Annotated in this window: 23 protein-coding genes; 15 read left to right on the plus strand and 8 right to left on the minus strand. The window is 69.9% G+C overall.

The window, feature by feature from the left end; genetic code table 11:
* Positions 1-84: 84 nt before the first annotated feature.
* Together ABZ470_RS29800 and ABZ470_RS29805 are read right to left on the minus strand one after the other, a co-directional pair.
* Complete coding sequence (locus tag ABZ470_RS29800; protein WP_352014984.1) at positions 85-648, minus strand: hypothetical protein; 564 nt, start codon at positions 646-648, stop codon at positions 85-87.
* A 138-nt stretch (positions 649-786) separates the two neighbouring features.
* A complete protein-coding gene (locus ABZ470_RS29805; protein WP_362915580.1) occupies positions 787-1,245 on the minus strand; it encodes a MarR family transcriptional regulator in 459 nt (152 codons plus the stop codon).
* Between the two features lie 67 nt (positions 1,246-1,312).
* Here ABZ470_RS29805 and ABZ470_RS29810 point away from each other — a divergent pair, with 67 nt between their 5' ends.
* From ABZ470_RS29810 to ABZ470_RS29845, 8 genes are all read left to right on the plus strand, one after another.
* Positions 1,313-1,840, plus strand: coding sequence for an SgcJ/EcaC family oxidoreductase (locus ABZ470_RS29810; RefSeq protein WP_362915582.1), 528 nt, complete (start codon positions 1,313-1,315; stop codon positions 1,838-1,840).
* 511 nt (positions 1,841-2,351) lie between these two features.
* Positions 2,352-3,602, plus strand: coding sequence for a 6-phospho-beta-glucosidase (locus tag ABZ470_RS29815; RefSeq protein ID WP_362915585.1), 1,251 nt, complete (start codon positions 2,352-2,354; stop codon positions 3,600-3,602).
* A complete protein-coding gene (locus tag ABZ470_RS29820) occupies positions 3,596-4,546 on the plus strand; it encodes a BadF/BadG/BcrA/BcrD ATPase family protein (RefSeq protein ID WP_362915587.1) in 951 nt (316 codons plus the stop codon). The genes ABZ470_RS29815 and ABZ470_RS29820 overlap by 7 nt, the downstream gene beginning before the upstream one ends.
* Positions 4,547-4,631: 85 nt before the next feature.
* Positions 4,632-6,041, plus strand: coding sequence for an N-acetylglucosamine/diacetylchitobiose ABC transporter substrate-binding protein (gene ngcE / locus ABZ470_RS29825; RefSeq protein WP_362779654.1), 1,410 nt, complete (start codon positions 4,632-4,634; stop codon positions 6,039-6,041).
* 3 nt (positions 6,042-6,044) lie between these two features.
* On the plus strand, positions 6,045-6,950 hold the full coding sequence (locus ABZ470_RS29830) for a sugar ABC transporter permease (protein ID WP_362779651.1): 906 nt from the start codon (positions 6,045-6,047) through the stop codon (positions 6,948-6,950).
* A gap of 1 nt (position 6,951) precedes the next feature.
* Entirely contained in the window at positions 6,952-7,782 is an 831-nt protein-coding gene (locus ABZ470_RS29835) for a carbohydrate ABC transporter permease (RefSeq protein ID WP_352014991.1), read from the plus strand.
* Positions 7,782-8,969: an ROK family transcriptional regulator gene (locus tag ABZ470_RS29840; RefSeq protein WP_362915589.1), complete on the plus strand. Its 1,188-nt coding sequence runs from the start codon at positions 7,782-7,784 to the stop codon at positions 8,967-8,969. Before ABZ470_RS29835 ends, ABZ470_RS29840 begins: the two co-directional genes overlap by 1 nt.
* Positions 8,970-8,972: 3 nt before the next feature.
* A complete protein-coding gene (locus ABZ470_RS29845; protein WP_362915591.1) occupies positions 8,973-9,728 on the plus strand; it encodes a PIG-L family deacetylase in 756 nt (251 codons plus the stop codon).
* A 4-nt stretch (positions 9,729-9,732) separates the two neighbouring features.
* Here ABZ470_RS29845 and ABZ470_RS29850 read toward each other — a convergent pair whose 3' ends face one another.
* The gene (locus ABZ470_RS29850) at positions 9,733-10,632 is read right to left on the minus strand and encodes a LysR family transcriptional regulator (protein WP_362915593.1); all 900 of its coding nucleotides are present in this window, start codon (positions 10,630-10,632) and stop codon (positions 9,733-9,735) included.
* Between the two features lie 131 nt (positions 10,633-10,763).
* On the opposite strand from ABZ470_RS29850, the gene ABZ470_RS29855 reads away from it, so the two are divergent.
* Together ABZ470_RS29855 and ABZ470_RS29860 are read left to right on the plus strand one after the other, a co-directional pair.
* A complete protein-coding gene (locus ABZ470_RS29855) occupies positions 10,764-11,246 on the plus strand; it encodes a cupin domain-containing protein (RefSeq protein ID WP_362779642.1) in 483 nt (160 codons plus the stop codon).
* Between the two features lie 343 nt (positions 11,247-11,589).
* Entirely contained in the window at positions 11,590-12,429 is an 840-nt protein-coding gene (locus tag ABZ470_RS29860) for an SAM-dependent methyltransferase (protein ID WP_362915595.1), read from the plus strand.
* 105 nt (positions 12,430-12,534) lie between these two features.
* On the opposite strand, the gene ABZ470_RS29865 is transcribed toward ABZ470_RS29860, so the two are convergent.
* Positions 12,535-12,924, minus strand: coding sequence for a nuclear transport factor 2 family protein (locus ABZ470_RS29865; RefSeq protein ID WP_352014997.1), 390 nt, complete (start codon positions 12,922-12,924; stop codon positions 12,535-12,537).
* 90 nt (positions 12,925-13,014) lie between these two features.
* On the opposite strand from ABZ470_RS29865, the gene ABZ470_RS29870 reads away from it, so the two are divergent.
* Positions 13,015-13,782, plus strand: coding sequence for a helix-turn-helix transcriptional regulator (locus tag ABZ470_RS29870; RefSeq protein ID WP_362915597.1), 768 nt, complete (start codon positions 13,015-13,017; stop codon positions 13,780-13,782).
* 6 nt (positions 13,783-13,788) lie between these two features.
* Here ABZ470_RS29870 and ABZ470_RS29875 read toward each other — a convergent pair whose 3' ends face one another.
* Positions 13,789-14,178, minus strand: coding sequence for a RidA family protein (locus ABZ470_RS29875; RefSeq protein ID WP_352014999.1), 390 nt, complete (start codon positions 14,176-14,178; stop codon positions 13,789-13,791).
* A gap of 62 nt (positions 14,179-14,240) precedes the next feature.
* Here ABZ470_RS29875 and ABZ470_RS29880 point away from each other — a divergent pair, with 62 nt between their 5' ends.
* A complete protein-coding gene (locus tag ABZ470_RS29880) occupies positions 14,241-14,837 on the plus strand; it encodes a CGNR zinc finger domain-containing protein (protein ID WP_362915599.1) in 597 nt (198 codons plus the stop codon).
* 85 nt (positions 14,838-14,922) lie between these two features.
* On the opposite strand, the gene ABZ470_RS29885 is transcribed toward ABZ470_RS29880, so the two are convergent.
* Complete coding sequence (locus ABZ470_RS29885) at positions 14,923-15,129, minus strand: cold-shock protein (RefSeq protein ID WP_352015001.1); 207 nt, start codon at positions 15,127-15,129, stop codon at positions 14,923-14,925.
* Between the two features lie 111 nt (positions 15,130-15,240).
* The gene (locus ABZ470_RS29890) at positions 15,241-15,975 is read right to left on the minus strand and encodes a helix-turn-helix domain-containing protein (protein ID WP_362915601.1); all 735 of its coding nucleotides are present in this window, start codon (positions 15,973-15,975) and stop codon (positions 15,241-15,243) included.
* 168 nt (positions 15,976-16,143) lie between these two features.
* Here ABZ470_RS29890 and ABZ470_RS29895 point away from each other — a divergent pair, with 168 nt between their 5' ends.
* From ABZ470_RS29895 to ABZ470_RS29905, 3 genes are all read left to right on the plus strand, one after another.
* Complete coding sequence (locus ABZ470_RS29895; RefSeq protein ID WP_352015003.1) at positions 16,144-17,097, plus strand: LLM class F420-dependent oxidoreductase; 954 nt, start codon at positions 16,144-16,146, stop codon at positions 17,095-17,097.
* Positions 17,094-17,546 carry a DUF6789 family protein gene (locus tag ABZ470_RS29900; RefSeq protein WP_362915603.1) on the plus strand — a complete coding sequence of 151 codons (453 nt, stop codon included), beginning with the start codon at positions 17,094-17,096 and terminating at the stop codon, positions 17,544-17,546. Before ABZ470_RS29895 ends, ABZ470_RS29900 begins: the two co-directional genes overlap by 4 nt.
* A 157-nt stretch (positions 17,547-17,703) precedes the next feature.
* Entirely contained in the window at positions 17,704-17,862 is a 159-nt protein-coding gene (locus tag ABZ470_RS29905; RefSeq protein WP_362915604.1) for a hypothetical protein, read from the plus strand.
* 5 nt (positions 17,863-17,867) lie between these two features.
* On the opposite strand, the gene ABZ470_RS29910 is transcribed toward ABZ470_RS29905, so the two are convergent.
* Positions 17,868-18,542: a DUF6766 family protein gene (locus tag ABZ470_RS29910; RefSeq protein WP_362915605.1), complete on the minus strand. Its 675-nt coding sequence runs from the start codon at positions 18,540-18,542 to the stop codon at positions 17,868-17,870.
* Positions 18,543-18,597 lie beyond the last annotated feature (55 nt).

Here is an 18,597-nt window from a genome sequence, read left to right on the forward strand (position 1 = left end):
CCTCCTCGCTCACGCGTGTGATGCGCTGCGGAAAATCAGGAAGCGGGCCGTTTCACCCTCCTCAGGAGGGGAGTCCTGCGGGTCTTACTCGTTCACGGGCACGAACTGCCAGCGCTGGGTGTCGGACCCGTTCGCGCCGCGCAGCGCCACATCGCCGCGTGGAACCACCGGGGGCTCGACGTTCCACAGCAGGTCCTCGTTGGGCGCCTTGACGACGAAGGTGCCGCCGCCCGCCGACTCCACGGACCAGGTGGTCGGCTGGCGGTCGGTGATGACCGGCTCCCCCTCCTCCGACCGTGACACCGAGGCGTAGACGGCGGCACCGCGGGTGAGGCTCAGGCCGACGTTCTTGATCGTGAACCCGCCCTGGACCGGGGTGATCTCCCACAGCTCGAACGGTCCCGGATTCTCCCGGGTGCTGGAGACGAAGACCGCGTTGCCCTCGTTGTAGGCCCGCAGCGAGCTGTGGGAGGCCGTGTTGACGATCCGGTAGACGTTCGCGGCGGCGGCCAGGGGCTGGGTGCCGTCCGCGGCGGCGTTGGCGGTTGCGCCCAGGCTGCTCATCGCCCAGGAGCCGAGCAGCAGCATCGCGGCCACCGCCATCCTTGCGAGGCCACGCCCGCCACGGGTCCGGTAGGTCCTTCCCATGCCACTCCCTCTCTGTAGTCGATCAACTTCGGAGGGTGACATCGTTCCAACAACGACGGGCCGGTCACAACGGGCCCGTCGGAGCAGAGGACTGATCCCCCACGGGCAGGCATGACTCACCGGAAGGTGAGGCCCGGCTCAGGAGAGGGCCCTGACCCGGGCGGCCTGATCCTCCTGGACCCTTCGGGCGGTACGCAGGAAATCGAGGATGACGGCCAGCTGGTCCGGCTCGTACTCCCCCAGCGCCTGGGCACCCGCCCGGCCGACCGGGACGAAGATCTCAGCCTCGGCCGAGCGGGCGGCGTCGGTCGCGGAGACCAGGACCCGGCGACGGTTCTCCGGATCCGTGGAGCGGGCCACCATTCCGGCGCGCTCCAGCCGGTCGATGACCGTGGTGGTGGCCGCCGGACTGAGCTTCAGCGCGAGGCTGAGCGCGCCCGCGGGCACCGGACCCTCGGCGAGCACCACGTCGAGGCAGCGCAGGTCGGTGCGGTTGAGGCGCAGCCGGGCGGCGGCCGCCTCGTCGAAGGCGTCGAAGCTCTGCTGCAGCCGCCGCAGCTCCGTCGCGATCTCTCCGATGACAGCTTGTTTCGACATTCGAAGCTTTCTGGTATCGTACATTTCGTTCGTCGAAATGACGATATCACGTCACGGAGGGACCCCCATGCGCTCGACCATCCTCACCGGCACCGCTTCCAGCCCGCGAACCGACGACACCGCCGAGATCGAGAGGCTCTTCGCCGACTTCCTCGCGGCCTGGACGGCGGGCGACGCCCAGGCGTTCGGCGCGCTGTTCACCGACGACTCCGACTACGTCTCCTACGACGGGACCGTCGCCCGTGGCCGCCGGGCCCACCAGCACAACCATGACAAGCTCTTCCGCGGCGTCCTGACCGGCTCCGCGCTGGTCGGCGACCTGGAGTCGATCCGCTACCTCACCCCGGACGTGGCGGTCGTGCACGGTACGGCCTCCGTCCTGATGCCGTGGCGGTCCACCCTTCCCAGGCGGCGGCTGTCGCGGCAGACCGTCGTCGTGGTGCGGACGGAAACCGGCTGGAGAATCGGCGCCATTCACAACGGCCGCGTCCGCCCCATCGCCGTTCCCGAGCCCGACGCGTTTCCTTCGAGGATGTCCCGGCTGATGTCGCGTGTCGCGCGCCGATTCGGCTTCGGCCAGAACCGATCCCGCTAAAGGACATTGTTTCCGCTGCTCAGAGCAGGTGCCCGAGGGTCGTCGGCGAACGCGCGCCGAGTGCGGGAAACGCGGGGAAACCCCTGGGGAAAGCCCGGAGAAGATCCCGGAAAAGCTCGGAGAGGGCTCGGCGAAGACGCCCTCGGCGGAATTCTCCCGGTCGTCGATCACGCCCTCGTCCCGCGAAGGGAAAAGGACGGGCCGGCTTTCTCCCACAGCGTGACGGCCCGGGATCTGGATCACGAGCCTTCCAGCGCGACGGCTTCAGGACGTGGACCACCGGCCTCCCGGTGTGACGGCCCAGGACGTGGACCACCGGCCTCCCGCCACAGCACCCCAGGACGTGGATCATCGGCCCAGCGCGACGCCCCGGGATGTGGATCACCGCCGACGCTCCCGGCGCGCCGCAAGCCGATGTCATGTATTGACTGGATGCTCCCCTTCTTCCTAGATTTGTCCAAAAGTTAGGAAAGTTTCCTAACCTACGGACCGGAAGATCGGAAGGACGCCAGTGAAACTCGCCGTTGTCGGAGGCGGTTCGACCTACACGCCGGAGCTGATCGACGGGTTCGCCCGCCTGCGTGACGAGCTCCCGTTGACCGAGATCGCGCTCGTCGATCCCGACGCCTCCCGTCTTGAGCTGGTCGCGGGGGTCTCCCGCCGCATGCTGGCCCGGGCCGGGCACCCCGCCGAGGTCGTCGCCACCTCCGACCTCCAGCGGGGTGTCGAGGGCGCGCAGGCCGTACTCTTCCAGCTCAGGGTGGGCGGCCAGGCGGCACGCGACGTCGATGAGACGTTCCCGCTGGCGTGCGGCTGTGTCGGACAGGAGACCACCGGTGCCGGAGGCCTGGCCAAGGCCCTGCGCACGGTGCCGGTCGTGCGCGACCTGGCGGCCACGGTCAGGAAGCACGCCCCGGAGGCCTGGATCGTCGACTTCACCAACCCCGTCGGCATCGTGACCAGGGCGCTGCTGGACGACGGGCACCGTGCGATCGGGCTGTGCAACGTGGCGATCGGCTTCCAGCGCCGCTTCGCCGCCCACCTCGGCCTGGCCCCCGAGCGGGTCCGTCTCGGCCATGTCGGGCTCAACCACCTGACCTGGGAGCGCGCGGTGTACGTGGACGGCGAGAACGTGCTGCCCAAGCTGATCGCCGAGCACGGGCAGGCCATCGCCGACGACCTGCGCCTGCCGCTGGAGCTCATCGAACGTCTCCAGGTCGTGCCCTCCTACTACCTGCGTTACTTCTACGCCCACGACCTGGTGGTCGAGGAGCAGCGGACCCGGCCCTCCCGGGCCTCGGAGGTCGCGGCGCTTGAGGAGCAGCTGCTCAGGCTCTACGCCGACCCCTCCGTCGACACCAAGCCCGAGCAGCTGGCCAAGCGCGGCGGGGCCTTCTACTCCGAGGCCGCCGTGGCGCTCATCGCCTCGCTGCTCGGCGACCGCGGTGACGTGCAGGTGGTCAACACCCGCAACAACGGCACGCTGCCCTTCCTGTCCGACGACGCGGTCGTCGAGGTGCCCGCGAAGGTCACCGCGGCGGGAGCCGTACCGTTGCCGGTCGAGCCGGTCGAGCCGCTCTACGCGGGCCTGATCGCGGGCGTGTCCGCCTACGAGGAGCTGGCCCTGCAGGCGGCGCTGCACGGCGGGGCGGACCGGGTGCGCAACGCGCTTCTCGCGCACCCGCTGGTCGGGCAGGAGGCGATCGCCGCCGAGCTGACCGAGCTGCTGCTGGAGAAGAACAGCGGGTACCTGTCGTGGTGAACGTGCTGGCCGTCGACGGCGGCAACAGCAAGACCGACGTGGTGCTGCTGAACGAGCTCGGCGAGATCCTCGCCCGTGGCCGGGGTGGCCCCTTCGCGCCGCAGAGCGAGGGGGTCGGGCCCGCGACCGACGTCATCGAGAGGGTGGTACGGCAGGCGATCGGGTTCACCGGCCGGGCCGACCACCTGGTCACCTTCCTGGCCGGGGTGGACCTGCCCGAGGAGGAGCGGGCGATCGAGGCCGAGATCTCGGGGCGCGCGCTGGCCAGGGACGTCGTGGTGCGCAACGACACCTTCGCCCTCCTGCGGTCGGGGGCGTCCGGCCCGTGGGGGGTCGCGGTGGTCTGCGGCGCGGGGATCAACGCGGTCGGCGTCGCGCCGTCGGGGCGGGTCGCCCGGTTCCTGTCCCTGGGGGCGATCAGCGGCGACTGGGGCGGCGGTCTCGGCCTGTCGTCGGAGACGCTCTGGCACGCGGCCCGCGCCGAGGACGGCAGGGGTGCCCCGACCGGGCTCGCCGAGCTGGTCAGGTCGCACTTCGGCGCGGACACGGTCGAGCGGGTGGTGATCGACCTGCACCTCGGCGCCCTGGAGCGGGAACGGCTGCTTGAGCTGACGCCGGGGCTGTTCAGGGTGGCCGCGGACGGCGACGAGATCGCCCGTGGGCTGGTCTCGCGGCTGGCCGACGAGGTCGCCACGATGGCCCAGGTCTGCCTCACCCGGCTCGACCTGCTCAGTACGCCGACCGAGGTGGTCCTGGGCGGGGGCGTGCTGCGGGCCCGCGATCCGCTGCTCACCACGCTGCTCGACGAACGGTTCGCGGCCCGCATGCCGCTGGCGGAGCGGGTCGTCGCCGAACTGCCGCCCGTCGTGGGCGCGGCGTTGAGCGCCCTGGATCACATCGGCGCAGGTGAGGACGCGAAAGCCCGGCTGCTCGGGCGGTTCTGAACTCTTGACGGGTTGAGGAGAGGCGACCTATAGTCGGCCGCTAACCGTCTGGAAGGTATCCGGACGGTTAGCGCCAGGAGGAAGCATGTCCCTCAGCCGCCGCGAAGTCCTGCGCGGGCTCGGTCTCGCCGCGCTCGCCACCCCTCTCGCCGCCTGCGCGACCGCCGGTCGCGAAGCCGCCCCCAGCCCCACCGCCTCCGCCGCCGCGACCTCAACGAACAACCCGCTCGGCGTGGACGCCACCCGGCGGCTGGAAGTCGTCATCTTCAGCGGCGGCAACGGCGACAAGTACGCCGTGGACCTGCACGAGGCCGCCTACCGCAAGGCGTACCCGAAGGCCGAGCTCAAGCACGTCGCCACACAGAAGGTCGGCACCCAGCTGCGCCCCCGCTTCATCGCCGGTGACGTGCCCGACGTGGTCAACAACTCGGGCCCCGAGGCGCTCGACCTGCAGTCGCTGGTCCAGGAGGGACACCTGGCCGACCTCACCCCGCTCTTCGAGGCCCCCTCCCTGGCCTTCCCCGACAAGAAGGTCAAGGACACCCTTGTCGGCGGCGCCTACGAGAACTCGCTGATCGACGGCGTGCCGAGGGTCCTGCAGTACACCGTGGCCCACCGCGCCCTGTGGTACAACGCCAAGCTCTTCGAGTCCAAGGGCTGGACCGTTCCCAAGACCTGGGCGGAGTTCAACACCCTCGGCGAGGAGGCGAAGAAGGCCGGGATCACCCTGTTCGCCTACCCCGGCCAGGTCGGCCCGTTCTACCAGCTGTGGAACCTCGTCTACAGCGCCGCCAAGGTCGGCGGCAACAAGGTCATCATCGACATCGACAACCTGGCCGACGGCGCCTGGACCGCCGAACCGGTCCGGCAGGCCGTCGCCGCCTGGGCGCAGATCCAGAAGGACTACGGCGACAAGGCCTACTTCGGTCTCGACCACACCCAGACCCAGATCAAGCACCTGCAGGACAAGGTCCTGTTCTACCCGTGCGGCTCCTGGCTGGAGAACGAGATGGCCAAGGACAAGCCGGACACCTTCGAGTACGCCATCGCCCCGGTGCCGAGCATCACCGCCGCGGACGCCCTGCCGTACGAGGCGATCATGATCGGGGTCTCCGAGGCCTTCTTCGTCGCGGCCAAGGGCAAGAACCCGCAGGGCGGCCTGGACTACCTGCGCATGATGCTCTCCAGGGAGGGCGCGCGCGGCTACACCGAGATGACCAAGAACCTCACCATCGTCAACGGCCTGGTGGACGGTCTGCAGCTCACCTCGGCGGTCAACAGCGCCGCCAAGGCCCAGGAGGCCGCCGGGAAGAACACCATCACCGACGCCCGCTTCGAGACCTGGTACAAGGAGCTGTTCGACCACGGCCAGACCCAGACCAACTCGGTCATGGCCGGTCGCATCACCGCCGACCAGTTCTGCGAGAACATGCAGAAGAAGGCGGACGAGCTCAAGGCCGACTCCTCCATCGCCAAGCAGAACCGGACCGTCTGACCGATGAGGCGGCACGGCTTCGTCGCGGGATTCCTGCTCCTTCCCGTCGTTCTCTACGGCATCTTCGTCATCAGCCCGTACGTGCAGGCGTTCCAGATCGCGCTGACCGACTGGCGGGGAGTCTCAGCCAAGCTCAACTTCGTCGGGCTGGACAACTTCCGGCGGATGTTCGGCAACGAGACCTTCTGGCAGGCGATCCGCAACCACGCGGTCCTGCTCGTCGCCATGCCGCTGGTCACGGTTCTCCTCGCGCTGCTGTTCGCCTACCTGCTGAACGTGGCGGGTGGCTCACGCGGCGGCACGATGACCGGGGTCAAGGGCTCCGGTTTCTACCGGGTCGTCTTCTTCCTGCCGCAGGTGCTCGCGGTGGCGGTGGTCGGCGTGCTGTTCAAGGCCGTCTACCGCCCCGACGCCAGTGGCGTGGTCAACGGCGCCCTCGTCAAGCTGGGCATGGAACCGATCGGGTGGCTGACCGACCAGAGACTCGCGCTCTGGTCGATCATCGCCGTCATGGTCTGGCAGGCGGTCGGTTTCTACGTCGTCCTCTTCTCCGCGGGCATGGCCGCCATCCCGAAGGACGTCTTCGAGGCGGCCTCCCTGGACGGCGCCAGCCGTACCCGGCTGTTCTTCTCCATCACCCTGCCGCTGCTCTGGGACACCGTCCAGGTCGGCTGGATCTATCTCGGGATCGCGGCCTTCGACGGCTTCGCCCTGGTCAACGTGCTCTCCATCGAGCAGGGCGGGCCGGACGGCGCGACCACGGTGCTGGCCACGGAGATCTACAAGAACGCCTTCGGCTACTCGCGGTTCGGCTACGCCTCGGCGCTCGGTGTGGCGCTGTTCTTCCTGACCCTCACCTTCGCCGCACTGACGATGCGGGTCACCAGGCGCGAGAGGATCGTCTACTGACATGGGCCGCAAACTCTTCGGAGGTCTTTCGCAGGCCATCCTCGCGGTGTGGGCCCTGCTCATCATCGCTCCGCTGATCTGGACGCTGCTGGCCTCCTTCAAGAGCAACGGCGAGATCTTCGGCGACGCCCTCCAGCTGCCGGGCGAGCTGCGCTGGGACAACTGGGCGCGGGCCTGGGAGCGGGCCAACGTCGGCCGGTACCTGCTCAACACGGTGATCGTCGTCTTCTTCGGCGTCGCGGGCACCATGTTGCTCAGCTCCATGGCCGCCTACGTGCTGGCGAGGTTCAAGTTCCCCGGCAACCGGCTGATCTACTTCCTGTTCGTTTCGGGCATGGCCTTCCCGGTCTTCCTCGCCCTGGTGCCGCTGTTCTTCGTGGTCGACGGGCTCGGGCTGCTCAACACGCACGTCGGGCTGGTCCTGGTCTACATCGCCTACTCGCTGCCCTTCACGATCTTCTTCCTCACCTCCTTCTTCCGGGGGCTGCCCGACGCGGTCGCCGAGGCGGCGATGATCGACGGCGCCTCCTACACCCGGACCTTCTTCCAGGTCATGCTGCCGATGGCCAAGCCGGGGATGGTCAGCCTGACCATCTTCAACGTGCTCGGCCAGTGGAACCAGTACCTCCTACCCCTGGTGCTGCTTCCCGGAGACAAGAGCAACTGGGTCATCACCCAGGGCATCGCCGACATCTCCACCATCGCCGGATATGAGGCGGACTGGCCGGCCCTGTTCGCGGCGCTCAGCATGACCGTTCTGCCGGTGGTCGTGGCCTATATCGTCTTCCAGCGGCACATCCAGTCCGGGCTGACGTCAGGAGCAGTGAAGTAGTGTCCACCGGGAACCCCACCGTCTTCAGAACCCTCAACGAACGGGCGGCCCTGGAGCTGCTGCTGCGGCACGGCTCCCTCACCCGCGCCGAGCTGGAGTTCCACACCGGGCTCTCCAAGGCCTCCGCCGCCGAGGTGCTGCGCCGCCTGGAGAACGGGCGCCTGGCGCGCAAGGCCGGCACCAAGCCCGGCAACGCGGGCCCCGCCGCCCAGCTCTGGGAGCTGAACGGCTCGGCCTCCTGGGTCGCGGGCCTGGACCTGACGGCACGCGCCGTCGAGGTGTCGGTCTCCGACCTCACGGGTGAGGTCCGGGGCGGCCACCAGGCCGAGGCCCCCGGCGAGGGCACCGACGCGGTGGCGTTCCTGACCGAGGCCGTGCAGGCCGCGGCCCACGACGCCGGGGTCACCCTCGACGACCTCGACCAGATCGTGCTGGGTGTCCCCGGCGTCGTCGAGGCCGGGGGCCACCGGCTGAGCCAGGCGGTGCAGCTGTCCGGCTGGTCGCACCTCGACGACCTCGGTGACCTGCGCGAACAGCTGGGCACCGAACGCTTCCGGCTGGAGAACGACGTCAACCTGGTCGCGATCCGCGAGCTTGAGGAGCACAAGGGCAGTAGCTTCGTCCTGTTCTGGGTGGGAAGCGGAGTCGGAGCCGGAGTCGTGCTCAACGACGTCCTGTGGCGCGGCGTCACCGGGCGCGGCGGTGAGGTCGGCTCGGTGACCGTGCCCGACCCGGTCAGCCGCGGGCGGCTCTACGGCCCCGACGGCGGCCCGCTCGGCGCGCTGCTCGGTACGGCCCCGCTCGCCGAACTGGCCGCAGCGCACGGGCTTGAGGTCGAACCCACCCTGCGCGCGGTCACCGAGCTGCTCCGCGCCGAACCCCCCGCCGAATTCCTCGACGACGTCGCCAGGCGGGTCGCGCTCGGCGTGACCGCGGCCGTCGGCGTACTCGACCCCGGCTACGTCGTCCTCGGCGGCCCTGTCTGCACGGCGGCCGGGGAACCGCTGCGCTCCCGCGTCGCCGACCTCCTGGTCCCCACCGGTCTGGCGCCCGTCACCGTCGCCGTCAGCCGCGTCAGCGGCAACGCCGTACTGGAAGGCGCCGTCCGTCACGCCCTCGACCTGGCTCGTGAGCAGGTCTTCCACGCCGGTACGGCAGGCCGTACCGGACCCGTCAACGAAAGCTGAGAAATGTTGCGCACCCTGGTGATCGCCGCCCACCCCGACGAACCCGAGCTCTACGCCGGTGGCATCTCCGCACTGCTGTCCAAGGCCGGGCACGCGGTGAAGTTCCTGACGCTCACCAACGGCGACGCCGGACACCACGAGCTCGAACGGGCTCCGCTGGCCCGCCGCAGGGCGGAGGAGGGCTGGCGTGCGGCCGACGCCCTCGGCGTGGTCAACTACGAGATCTTCGACGTGCATGACGGCCTTCTTGAGCCGACCGTTGAGCTGCGCCTTCAGGTGATGCGGGAGATCCGTGCCTGGCGGCCCGACCTGGTGATCGCCCTGCACGCCGACGGCTCCGGCCACCCGGACAACCGGGCCGCCGGGAAGCTGGTCGAGCAGGCCGTCGAACTTGTCACCGTGCGCAACGTCGAGTGCGGCAAGCCCCCGCTTGAGCGGCAGCCGGTCTGCCTGCTGATGACCGACTACGCCTCCGACCCGGTGCACCGGGACGACGTGGTGGTGGACGTGACGCCGGTCGCGCAGGCCAAGGTGGACGCCTGCCTCGCGCACGCCTCCCAGTTCCTGGAGTTCGGCCCGTTCCAGCGCGGTCTCCTGGACCGGGTCCCCCCGGCCGACGACGTGGACGCCTGCCGCGCCTTCGTCGGCGAGTACTGGCCGGGACACCTGTCGACGGAGACCTTCCAGTTCGCCCCGTACGGCAGGCGGGCCGACACGGCCGAACTGCGGCGGTTGCTGCCGTTCGTCCAGAACCTCTGACCCTTCAACCGGCGTCGTCCGGCCTCTCGTCGTGTGAGACGCGGGTCAGGCTGTGCAGCAGGTGGCGCAGGGCGGGAGTCGGTGAGCCAGGGGGGACGGCCAGCGAGGTGGTCAGCCGTGGTCCGGCCAGCGGGCGGATGGCGACCCTGGGGAACTCCGGCAGCCCCGCCACCTCGTAGAAGACGGTCCAGGACGGGGCTCCGGCTCCGATGTGGGCGAGGGTCTCCTGGAGGGTGGTGAACGGCGGTCCCGGCGGCGGTGCCACCCCGGCGTCCCGGCAGGCTCCGGTGACCAGGTCGTGGAAGGGCGGATTGTCCTCACGCGCGGCGAGCCGGAGCGGAAGTCTCGCCAGGTCCTGGAGCCTCGGCTCGGCCGAGCGCGCCAGCCGATGCGCGGCGGGCAACGCCACGTACAGCGGATCCGCCCAGACGGGAAGCAGTTCGAGGCCGGGCGCCTCGGTGAGCGCCCTGACCAGGGCGGCGTCGAGCTCGCCGGTGCGGACCGCGGACAGGCGGGCGAGCAGGGGGAGCCGGCGCAGCCGGACCTGTAGCCGCGGCGCGACGGCGGCCAGCTCGTTCAGGGTGCGGAAGACCCGGTCGCCGGGGCCCTGCACGATCCCGAGGCGCAGGACGCCGTCGATGCCCGCGCCGATGTCGGCGGCCACCTGACGTGTGCGGCGCACGGCGGCGAGTACGGCGCGCGCCTCGGGCAGCAGGCGTTCACCGGCGCCGGACAGGTGCACGTGCCGGGTCGAGCGGTCGAACAGCGGCACACCGAGTTCGCGTTCGAGGCGGCGGATCTGCTGGCTGACCGCCGACTGCACGATGCTGAGCCGTTCGGCCGCCCGGCCGAACCCGCCCTCCTCGGCGACCGCAACGAAGTACTCCAGCTGCCGCAGCTCCATCCGTGCCCTCTGATTCATCTCGATCGGTGATCACTGCACGTCATAACCGCTTCTGGTTCACGGCTTCTTCCTGGACTCCAATGGGTTCCGATCCCGGTCCCTGTTTTCGGGAGAACTCATCAGGAGTCCACATGACCGTCACCGGTTCACCCGCCTTCGTCATGCCCGCCGACGCCGCGGAGGTCGTCGACCTCCCCGCGGGTGGCGCGTTCACGCTGCTCGCCGACGCGAGCCACACCGCGGGCGCGCTCGGCGCCAACCGGCTGAGGCTGGGGAGGGGACGCGACGGCGCCCGCCTCCATTTCCACTCCCGCTCCACCGAGCTGTTCCACGTCCTGGCCGGGGACATGGAGTTCCTCCTGGGGGATGAGCGGGTGACGGTCTCCGCGGGCGGGCTGGTCGTCGTGCCGCCGTGGCTGCCCCACGCGTTCGGCGCGGCGCCCGGCTCCGAGGCCGACGTGCTGTCCGTTCTGACGCCGGGGGTCGAACGCTTCGGATACTTCCGGCGGCTGGGCCGCGTCCAGCACGGGCTGGAGCCCTTCGACGGCCTGTTGTCCGAGCAGGAACGCTACGACGTCCACTTCGTCGACGAAACCGGCAGGGACGTCCGATGAGCACCCTCGTGGCCGGGCCGCGGTTCGGGACGCTGTCGACGGCTCTCCGGCTCGGAGGACTGTTGCCCGGTGGTCTGAGGCATGGCGGTGGTCGCCGTGGTCCTGCTCGCGGGCATGGACTCCGCCGCCGCCGCGCTGGCGGTGGTGTGTTCGTGCTCGCGGCCGGAGGGCAGGCGGCGCGTTGGTGGCCGTCGCGGTCTTTCCACTGGTCGCCGCGGCTCTGGCCTTCGTCATTCGATCTTCACCCGAATTCCCCTTCCCAGGGGGAGGGAAAGGTGGGATACGAAGGGGTGAACCGTGATTCGTGGACGAAAGACGATCTTGAGTGCGCGATCATGACACTATGGCAGGAGCGAGTGGAAGGCAGTGGTCACAGATGTCGGACGCCCCCCAGGACCGGATCGCCTCGGTCGATCTGCAGACCAACCGGCCGCACTCGGCCCGGGTCTACGACTACATCATGGGAGGCAAGGACAACTTCGCCCCTGACCGGGAGACCGCGGCCAAGGTGCTGGCCGACTGGCCCGGGCTGCGCACCTCGATGCTGGCCAACCGGGCCTGCATGCACCGGATGGCCCGTCACCTCACCGGCCTGGGCGTGCGGCAGTTCGTCGACATCGGCACCGGCATCCCCTCCTCGCCGAACCTGCACCAGGTTGTCCAGGAGACCGCGCCGGACGCGCGTGTCGTCTACGTCGACAACGACCTCATCGTGCTGTTGCACGCGCGTGCCCTGCTGACCGGCACGCCCGAGGGGCGCATCGCCTACATCCAGGCCGACATGCGCACCCCCGAGGCGCTTCTCGGTGACGCCACGCTCCACGAGGTGATCGACTTCTCCCAGCCGGTCGCGCTCACCCTGATCGCGATGCTCCAGTTCGTCGAGGACGCCCAGGGGGTGGTGGAGTCGCTCCTCGAACCGCTCGCCCCGGGCAGCCACCTCGCCATCACCATCCCGACCGGCGAGCTGGCCCCCGAGTCCGAACGGCTCGCCCGCGAGTACACCGAGCGCGGCATCCCCATGTATCTGCGGGGACGCGCCGAGGTCGAACGGCTGTTCTCCGGCCTTGAACTGCTCGACCCGGGGATCGTCCCGATGCCGCGCTGGCACCCCGCCCCCGGCGAGCAGCCCCTCCCGGACACCGCGACCAACATGTACGCCGCGGTGGGCCGCAAACCATAGACCTGGCTCAACGGCTCACTCGTGCGGCGCTTCCCGGGCCCCCGCGTACGGCCCGGCGCTCCCCATACCGCCTGCTGTACGGCCCGGCAGCCCGCGTAGGCCGGGTCAGCGGCCGGTCGGCGCCCACCAGGTCAGGTTGGCCGCGGCCTGGGACACCGGTTCGATGATCTCCCACGCCTCGGCGATCAGCCCGTCGTCGAGGCGCCAGATGTCGACGACGGCGATCTCCGGCCCGGTTCCGGGAAGCCGGCGCAGCGAGTGCATCACGACGTGGTCGCCGGATTCCAGCAGGTGCCGTACCTCGACCCGCATGCCGGTGAGCGGGCCGAGCGCGGCGCCGACGGCGGCGAGCCACTCCGTCTTGTTCTTCGAGGTCGCGTCCGGCCGGTGGTGGACGAAGCCGTCGCTCAGCAGCGGCGCGAGCGCGTCGACGTCTCCGGTCGCGACCAGGGCCGTCAGCGCCCGTTCCACGACACCTTTGTTACCTGTGGTCATGGGTCGCCAGTGTTTCCACCCCCGCCAGGGGTTGTCGATGAAATGCCGTTTCATGGCGTACGGCCCGCAGGAGGGCTAGTGTCGGCGGCCATGCGCACGGTCGGGGAACTGTTGCGGCGGTGGCGGCACCGCCGCGGGCTCAGCCAGCTCGATCTGTCGATCGCCGCCGACGTCTCGGCCCGGCACGTCAGTCTGGTGGAGACCGGGAGGTCCCGCCCGAGCGCCGACATGGTCATTCGGCTCGCCGAGCAGCTCGACGTGCCGTTGCGTGAGCGCAACCGGCTACTGCTCGCCGCCGGTTTCGCCCCCCGTTACCCGGAACGGCCGCTCGACGGGGACGCGCTGCCCGCGGCCCGGGAGGCGGTCGAAAGGGTGTTGCGCGCGCACGAGCCGTACCCCGCGCTGGTCGTCGACCGCCGGTGGGACATCGTGCTGACCAACCGCGCCGTCGCCCCGTTTCTCGCGCGCGTCGCCCCCGAGCTGCTCCGCCCGCCGGTCAACATGGTGCGGCTGGGGCTTGATCCGCGTGGACTCGCCCCGTTCATCGTGAACCTGGCGGAGGTGCGCTCGCTGCTGCGTGTCCGGATCTCCCGTCAGCTCGCGGTCGCCCCCGACCCCGGGTTGGCCGCGCTCCACGAGGAACTGCTGGCCCCCGGGGGTGCGGAGGTGGTCCATCGGGCCGGGTCCGAGGTCGCGACTCCGATGATCTTCCGTTTCGACGGCCGGGAGCTGCGGCTGTTCTCGACCGTCACCACGTTCGGCACCCCGCTGGACATCACGCTGGAGGAGGTCTCGATCGAGTCGTACTACCCGGCGGACGCGGAGACCGCCGCCTACTTCACCGGGCTCGACCTCTGACCGGGGTCACACGACGGCGACGGCGTCGATCTCCACGAGGCATCCGGGGTTGAGGCCGGCGACGATGTGGAGCGTGATGGCGGGCGGCGGGGCGGCGAAGTTCCAGACCTGACGGAAGGCCGCCACGCCCTCGTCGAAGGAGTGGCCGTCGACCACGGCGATGGTCCAGTGCACGATGTTCGCCAGGGTCGCCCCCTCGCTCTCCAGGATGGTCGAGAGGTTGTGGAAGATCTGCGCGGCCTGCTCCCCGACCGTGGGGCCGACGACCTTGCCGTCGGGGCCGACGCCGTTCTGGCCGCCGATGTAGATGGTCTTCGTCGGCTGCTCGACCACGACGGCCTGGCTGAAGGCCGGGCTGCGGTGGAGACCCTCGGGGTTGATGTGCCGGACGCCCATGTGTTTCCTCCTGCATGACACCGGTAATACCGGTTTCGACTGACACCAGTTATAGTGGTTACATGCGCACGAACGCAACCGGACGGGTGCTCCACGACCCCAAGGGCGGCTCCTTCCGCTTCGACGCGGGCGCCGTCTGCCTGGATTTCGCCTACACCGGGGGCGAAGGCCACTACGCGGTGTTCGAGACCCTCCATGAGCCGACCGACCTGGTCGAATGGCTGGCCCAGCCGCCGTTGGACGCGATCGTCACGGCCCCCGTGACAGCCGACGACCTGGTCGCGGCCAAAACCCTCCGCCAGGCGATCTGGGCGGCGGCACGGGCCAGGGCGGCGCGCCGCCCGCTGCCCGCCGAGGCGGTCGCGGCCGTCAACCGGGCCGCCGCCTCACCGCCACTGGTCCCCGAACTCACCGGGAACGGCACGGCCATCGGGTGGGCGGCGCCGGTTCTGGCGTCCCAGGCGCTGTCCACGATGGCCCGGGAGATGATCGAGCTGCTGTCCGGGCCGCTGGCCGAGCGCTTCCGCGAGTGCGCCAGCGAGACCTGCCCGCTGGTCTTCGTCGACTCCTCCCGGCCCGGTGCCCGGCGCTGGTGCTCGATGGAGCGCTGTGGCAACCGCCACAAGGTCCGGGCCCTGCGTGCCCGCCGTACCCCGTGACCTCGGTGGGAGACGCGATTCCGTTGGTGAAAAGGAAAAAGGGCCCGCGCCGTGAAGGCGCGGGCCCTGATCCCGGTGTTCGTCGTCAGGAGGCGACGATGTTCTCGGCCTGCGGGCCCTTCTGGCCCTGCGTGACGTCGAAGGTCACCTTCTGGCCCTCGCGCAGCTCGCGGTAGCCGCCCTGGCCGACGATGTTGGAGTAGTGGGCGAAGACGTCGGCGCCGCCGCCGTCCTGCTCGATGAAGCCGAAGCCCTTTTCCGCGTTGAACCACTTCACGGTGCCGGAAGCCATATTGATCTCCTCTTGGTAGGTGTAGAGCCGAAATCCGTACTGACACGAATTTCGCGTCGCCGTGATAAGCCCACACCGGAGAAGACCGGTAAACAAAAAATGCACCCGACGCTACAAACCGTCAGGTGCACACAAGTTCATCATGGGTACCAAAACTGCAACTACCATCAACGTATCACAGCCGTGGGGATGGTCCGCGTACTCGGGGTGGACACGATCCCCGGGTGTCGAGCGGCGGACGGTCCGCGTCCCCCGGCCCCGGCCCTCGGGCCGCTGGGGACGGGGATCTGGACCACTGGTCGTCCGGCCCGACCGGCGGAGGGCTGTTCGCCCTGGTCTACGGCGTCTCCACCGGCGATGTCCTGGCGCTGTCGGCCGCGGTGGTCCTTCTCGGCGTCTTCCTGGCCGTCGAGTCGCGGGCCTTCTGCTCCCATCGACGTGGAGCCCACGGGAGAACTCGGTCTCCAGGAAGTCGATGAGGACGAAGTTCGGCCGCTCCTCCCCCTCGAACGGCCGGTGCGGCGCGAGCAGGGCGTGCGCCAGGATGTCGCCCCGCCTGCCCACCGCGATGGCGGGCATCTCGGTGAGGGAGTCCACCATGAGCCGCACCCCGGGGCGCAGCCGTTCCGGCCTGGCCCGCTCCCGGCCCCGGGAGGCCCTGGCCAGCCCGTGCAGGTGGGCGACCTCCTCGCCGTTCAGCCCGAGGACGCGGGCCACGGAGTCCAGGACCTCCTCGGAGACGTTCGGGCTCTGGCCCTGTTCGAGCCGCGTGCAGTAGCCGACGCTGACCCCGGCGAGGGAGGCGAGCTCCTCCCTGCGCAGCCCCTCGACCCGCCGGTTCCTCACTCCGGCGCTCAGCCCACGTCCTGCGGCCTGAGCCTGGCCCGACGTGAACGGAGGAACTCACCAAGAGCGGAACTCGGGTACATGCCTCCAGAGCCTATTCACCGGCTGATCTGTTTCACCCTGACGGGCGGGGTAGGGGAAGGACCACCCCGTCGAAGGGAGCCGACGATGACCAGGTTCGGCTATTTCCTGAGCTGTGAGGAACACGATCCGAAGGAGCTGGTACGGCAGGCCAAACTGGCCGAACAGGCCGGGTTCCAGGCCCTGTGGATCTCCGACCACTATCACCCGTGGCTCGACGAGCAAGGTCAGAGCCCGTTCGTGTGGAGCGTGATCGGCGCCCTCTCCCAGGCCGTCTCGCTGCCCATCACCACCGCCGTCACCTGTCCCCTGGTGCGGATCCACCCGGCGGTCGTCGCCCAGGCCGCCGCCACCAGCGCCGTGCTCACCGAGGGCCGGTTCCGGCTCGGCGTGGGGACCGGCGAGGCGCTCAACGAGCACATCCTCGGCGACCGGTGGCCGCCGGCGGCCGTACGGATGGAGATGCTCGCCGAGGCCGTCGAGCTCATGCGGTGGCTGTGGAGCGGCGAGCTGGTCACCCATCGCGGCCAGTACTACGAGGTGGACACCGCCAGGCTCTACACCCTGCCCGACGAGCCCCCCGAGATCTACGTGTCCGGTCTCGGCGAGCACTCCGCCGAGCTGGCCGGGCGGATCGGTGACGGCTTCATCACCACCGGTCCCAGCGCCGAACTGGTGGAGACGTTCCACAAGTCGGGTGGCGCGGGCAAGACGACGCAGGGCGGGCTGAAGGTCTGTTACGCCTCCGACGAGGCGCAGGCCCGCTCGCACGTGCACCGGCTGTGGCCGACGCAGGGCATCAAGGGGGAGGCGTCGCAGCTGCTGCCGCTGCCCCGGCACTTCGCACAGCTCGCCGAGATGGTCGGGGAGGACGACGCGGTCGCCTCCTCCCCCTGCGGTCCCGACCCGCGGCGGCACCTGGCCGCCATCCGCCAGTACGTCGACGCCGGGTTCGACGAGGTCTACGTCAACCAGATCGGCCCCGACCAGGACGCCTTCTTCGACTTCTACGCCGCCCAGGTCCTGCCGGAGCTGACATGAACGGGCGGGGGCTGCTCGAAGGCGGGGTCGGCGGCGCGCTGGCCACCGCCGCGATGAGCGCGGTGATGCTGGCGGGGAGCCGGGCGGGGCTGATGGCGGACCAGCCGCCCAAGCACATCGCCCGCGCCGTCCTGCCCGGCCACCCGCACCGCAGGAAACCGGGTGAGGGCGTGCTGGGCGCCCTGGCCCACTTCGGCTTCGGGATGACGGCGGGGGCGCTGTTCCGCCTGGTCAGCAGGGGGCACCGGACTCCGGTGCCGGCCGGGATCGGGTACGGCCTGGCGATCTGGCTGGCCAGTTACCAGGGGTGGGTACCGGGGGTGACGGCCCTGCCGCCGATCTCCGCGGACCGGCCGGGGCGTCCGGCGGTCATGGCCGTCGGGCACGTGGTCTACGGCATCACCCTCGCGGCGGTGCTGAACAGGTTCCGTGACCGACACGATCGGTAGAACTTTTCCCATTATTTCATAGCGGCATATGCGAAATACGTATATGTCGGGGTATCGATGGCTGGGCCGCACCATCGACAATTCCGGAGAGCGACCACCGGACAACATTTCGATCGCCCGGCAATGGAAGGCCGCAAAGCGGAACGGAGAAATCACGATGACCGAGACGGACCCCGAGGACACCTCGCCACGGCCTCCGGCCCAGGTGCCGGACGACCGGGAGAACGCCGCGGGAGCGGACGCCCCCGTCGGCATCGACCCCGAAGGCCCCGAGCCGAACGTCCCCGACGACCGGAAGGACACGCCCAAGCCCTGAGACGCTCAGTTCTCCGTTGAGGTCTCCTCGTGCGGGGTGCCGACGGGCTTGGACTCCGGTGAGCCACGCTGACGCAGGTAGATCGAGAGCACCACCATCGACAGTACGGCCAGCAGCTCCGACTGCCAGTTCTGCAGCGTACGGTTCCAGAAGTCCGGGGAGGCGACGTACCCTCCCAGGCTCACCGGGTCCTGCAGCTGTGACAACTGCCTGCGGTTGTAGCTCGCGGTGCCCGCGACCGCCTGGGCCAGCCAGGACAGCACGAAGATCGCCCCCATCAGCAGGCCGAGGGAGTTCCCGTACAGCGTCTGGCGCAGCCCGGTCGCCCCGGCCCATTCGGGGCTGCCGGGCACGGCGTGCCGCCCGACCTTCTGCTCGGCGTCGCTTCCCGTGCCCTCCTCACCCGGTTTCTTCGACTCGGGCGAGCCCCGCTGCACCAGCCAGACGGTGATGACGATGAACAGCAGGAACTGGAGGTACTCCGACTGCCAGTTCTCCGCCACGTCGACGGCGAAGTCGGAGGAGGTGACGTACTGCCACCAGGAGACGGCCGACCCGCCGTTGGCGAGCTGGTCGGCGTTGGCGTCCGCCACCCCCGCGACGGACTGCCCGACGACCGCCAGCAGGAAGGCCACCAGGAAGAACAGGCTCAACGCGTTGTCCCGCACGAAACGTCTCACGGCACCCCCTAACGCTGCAGCAGGCCGATGGCGAAGAAGTAGACCAGCCCGGCCG

It is taken from the genome of Streptosporangium sp. NPDC020072 (genome assembly GCF_040631445.1).
In the GTDB taxonomy this organism is placed as follows: Bacteria; Actinomycetota; Actinomycetes; order Streptosporangiales; family Streptosporangiaceae; genus Streptosporangium.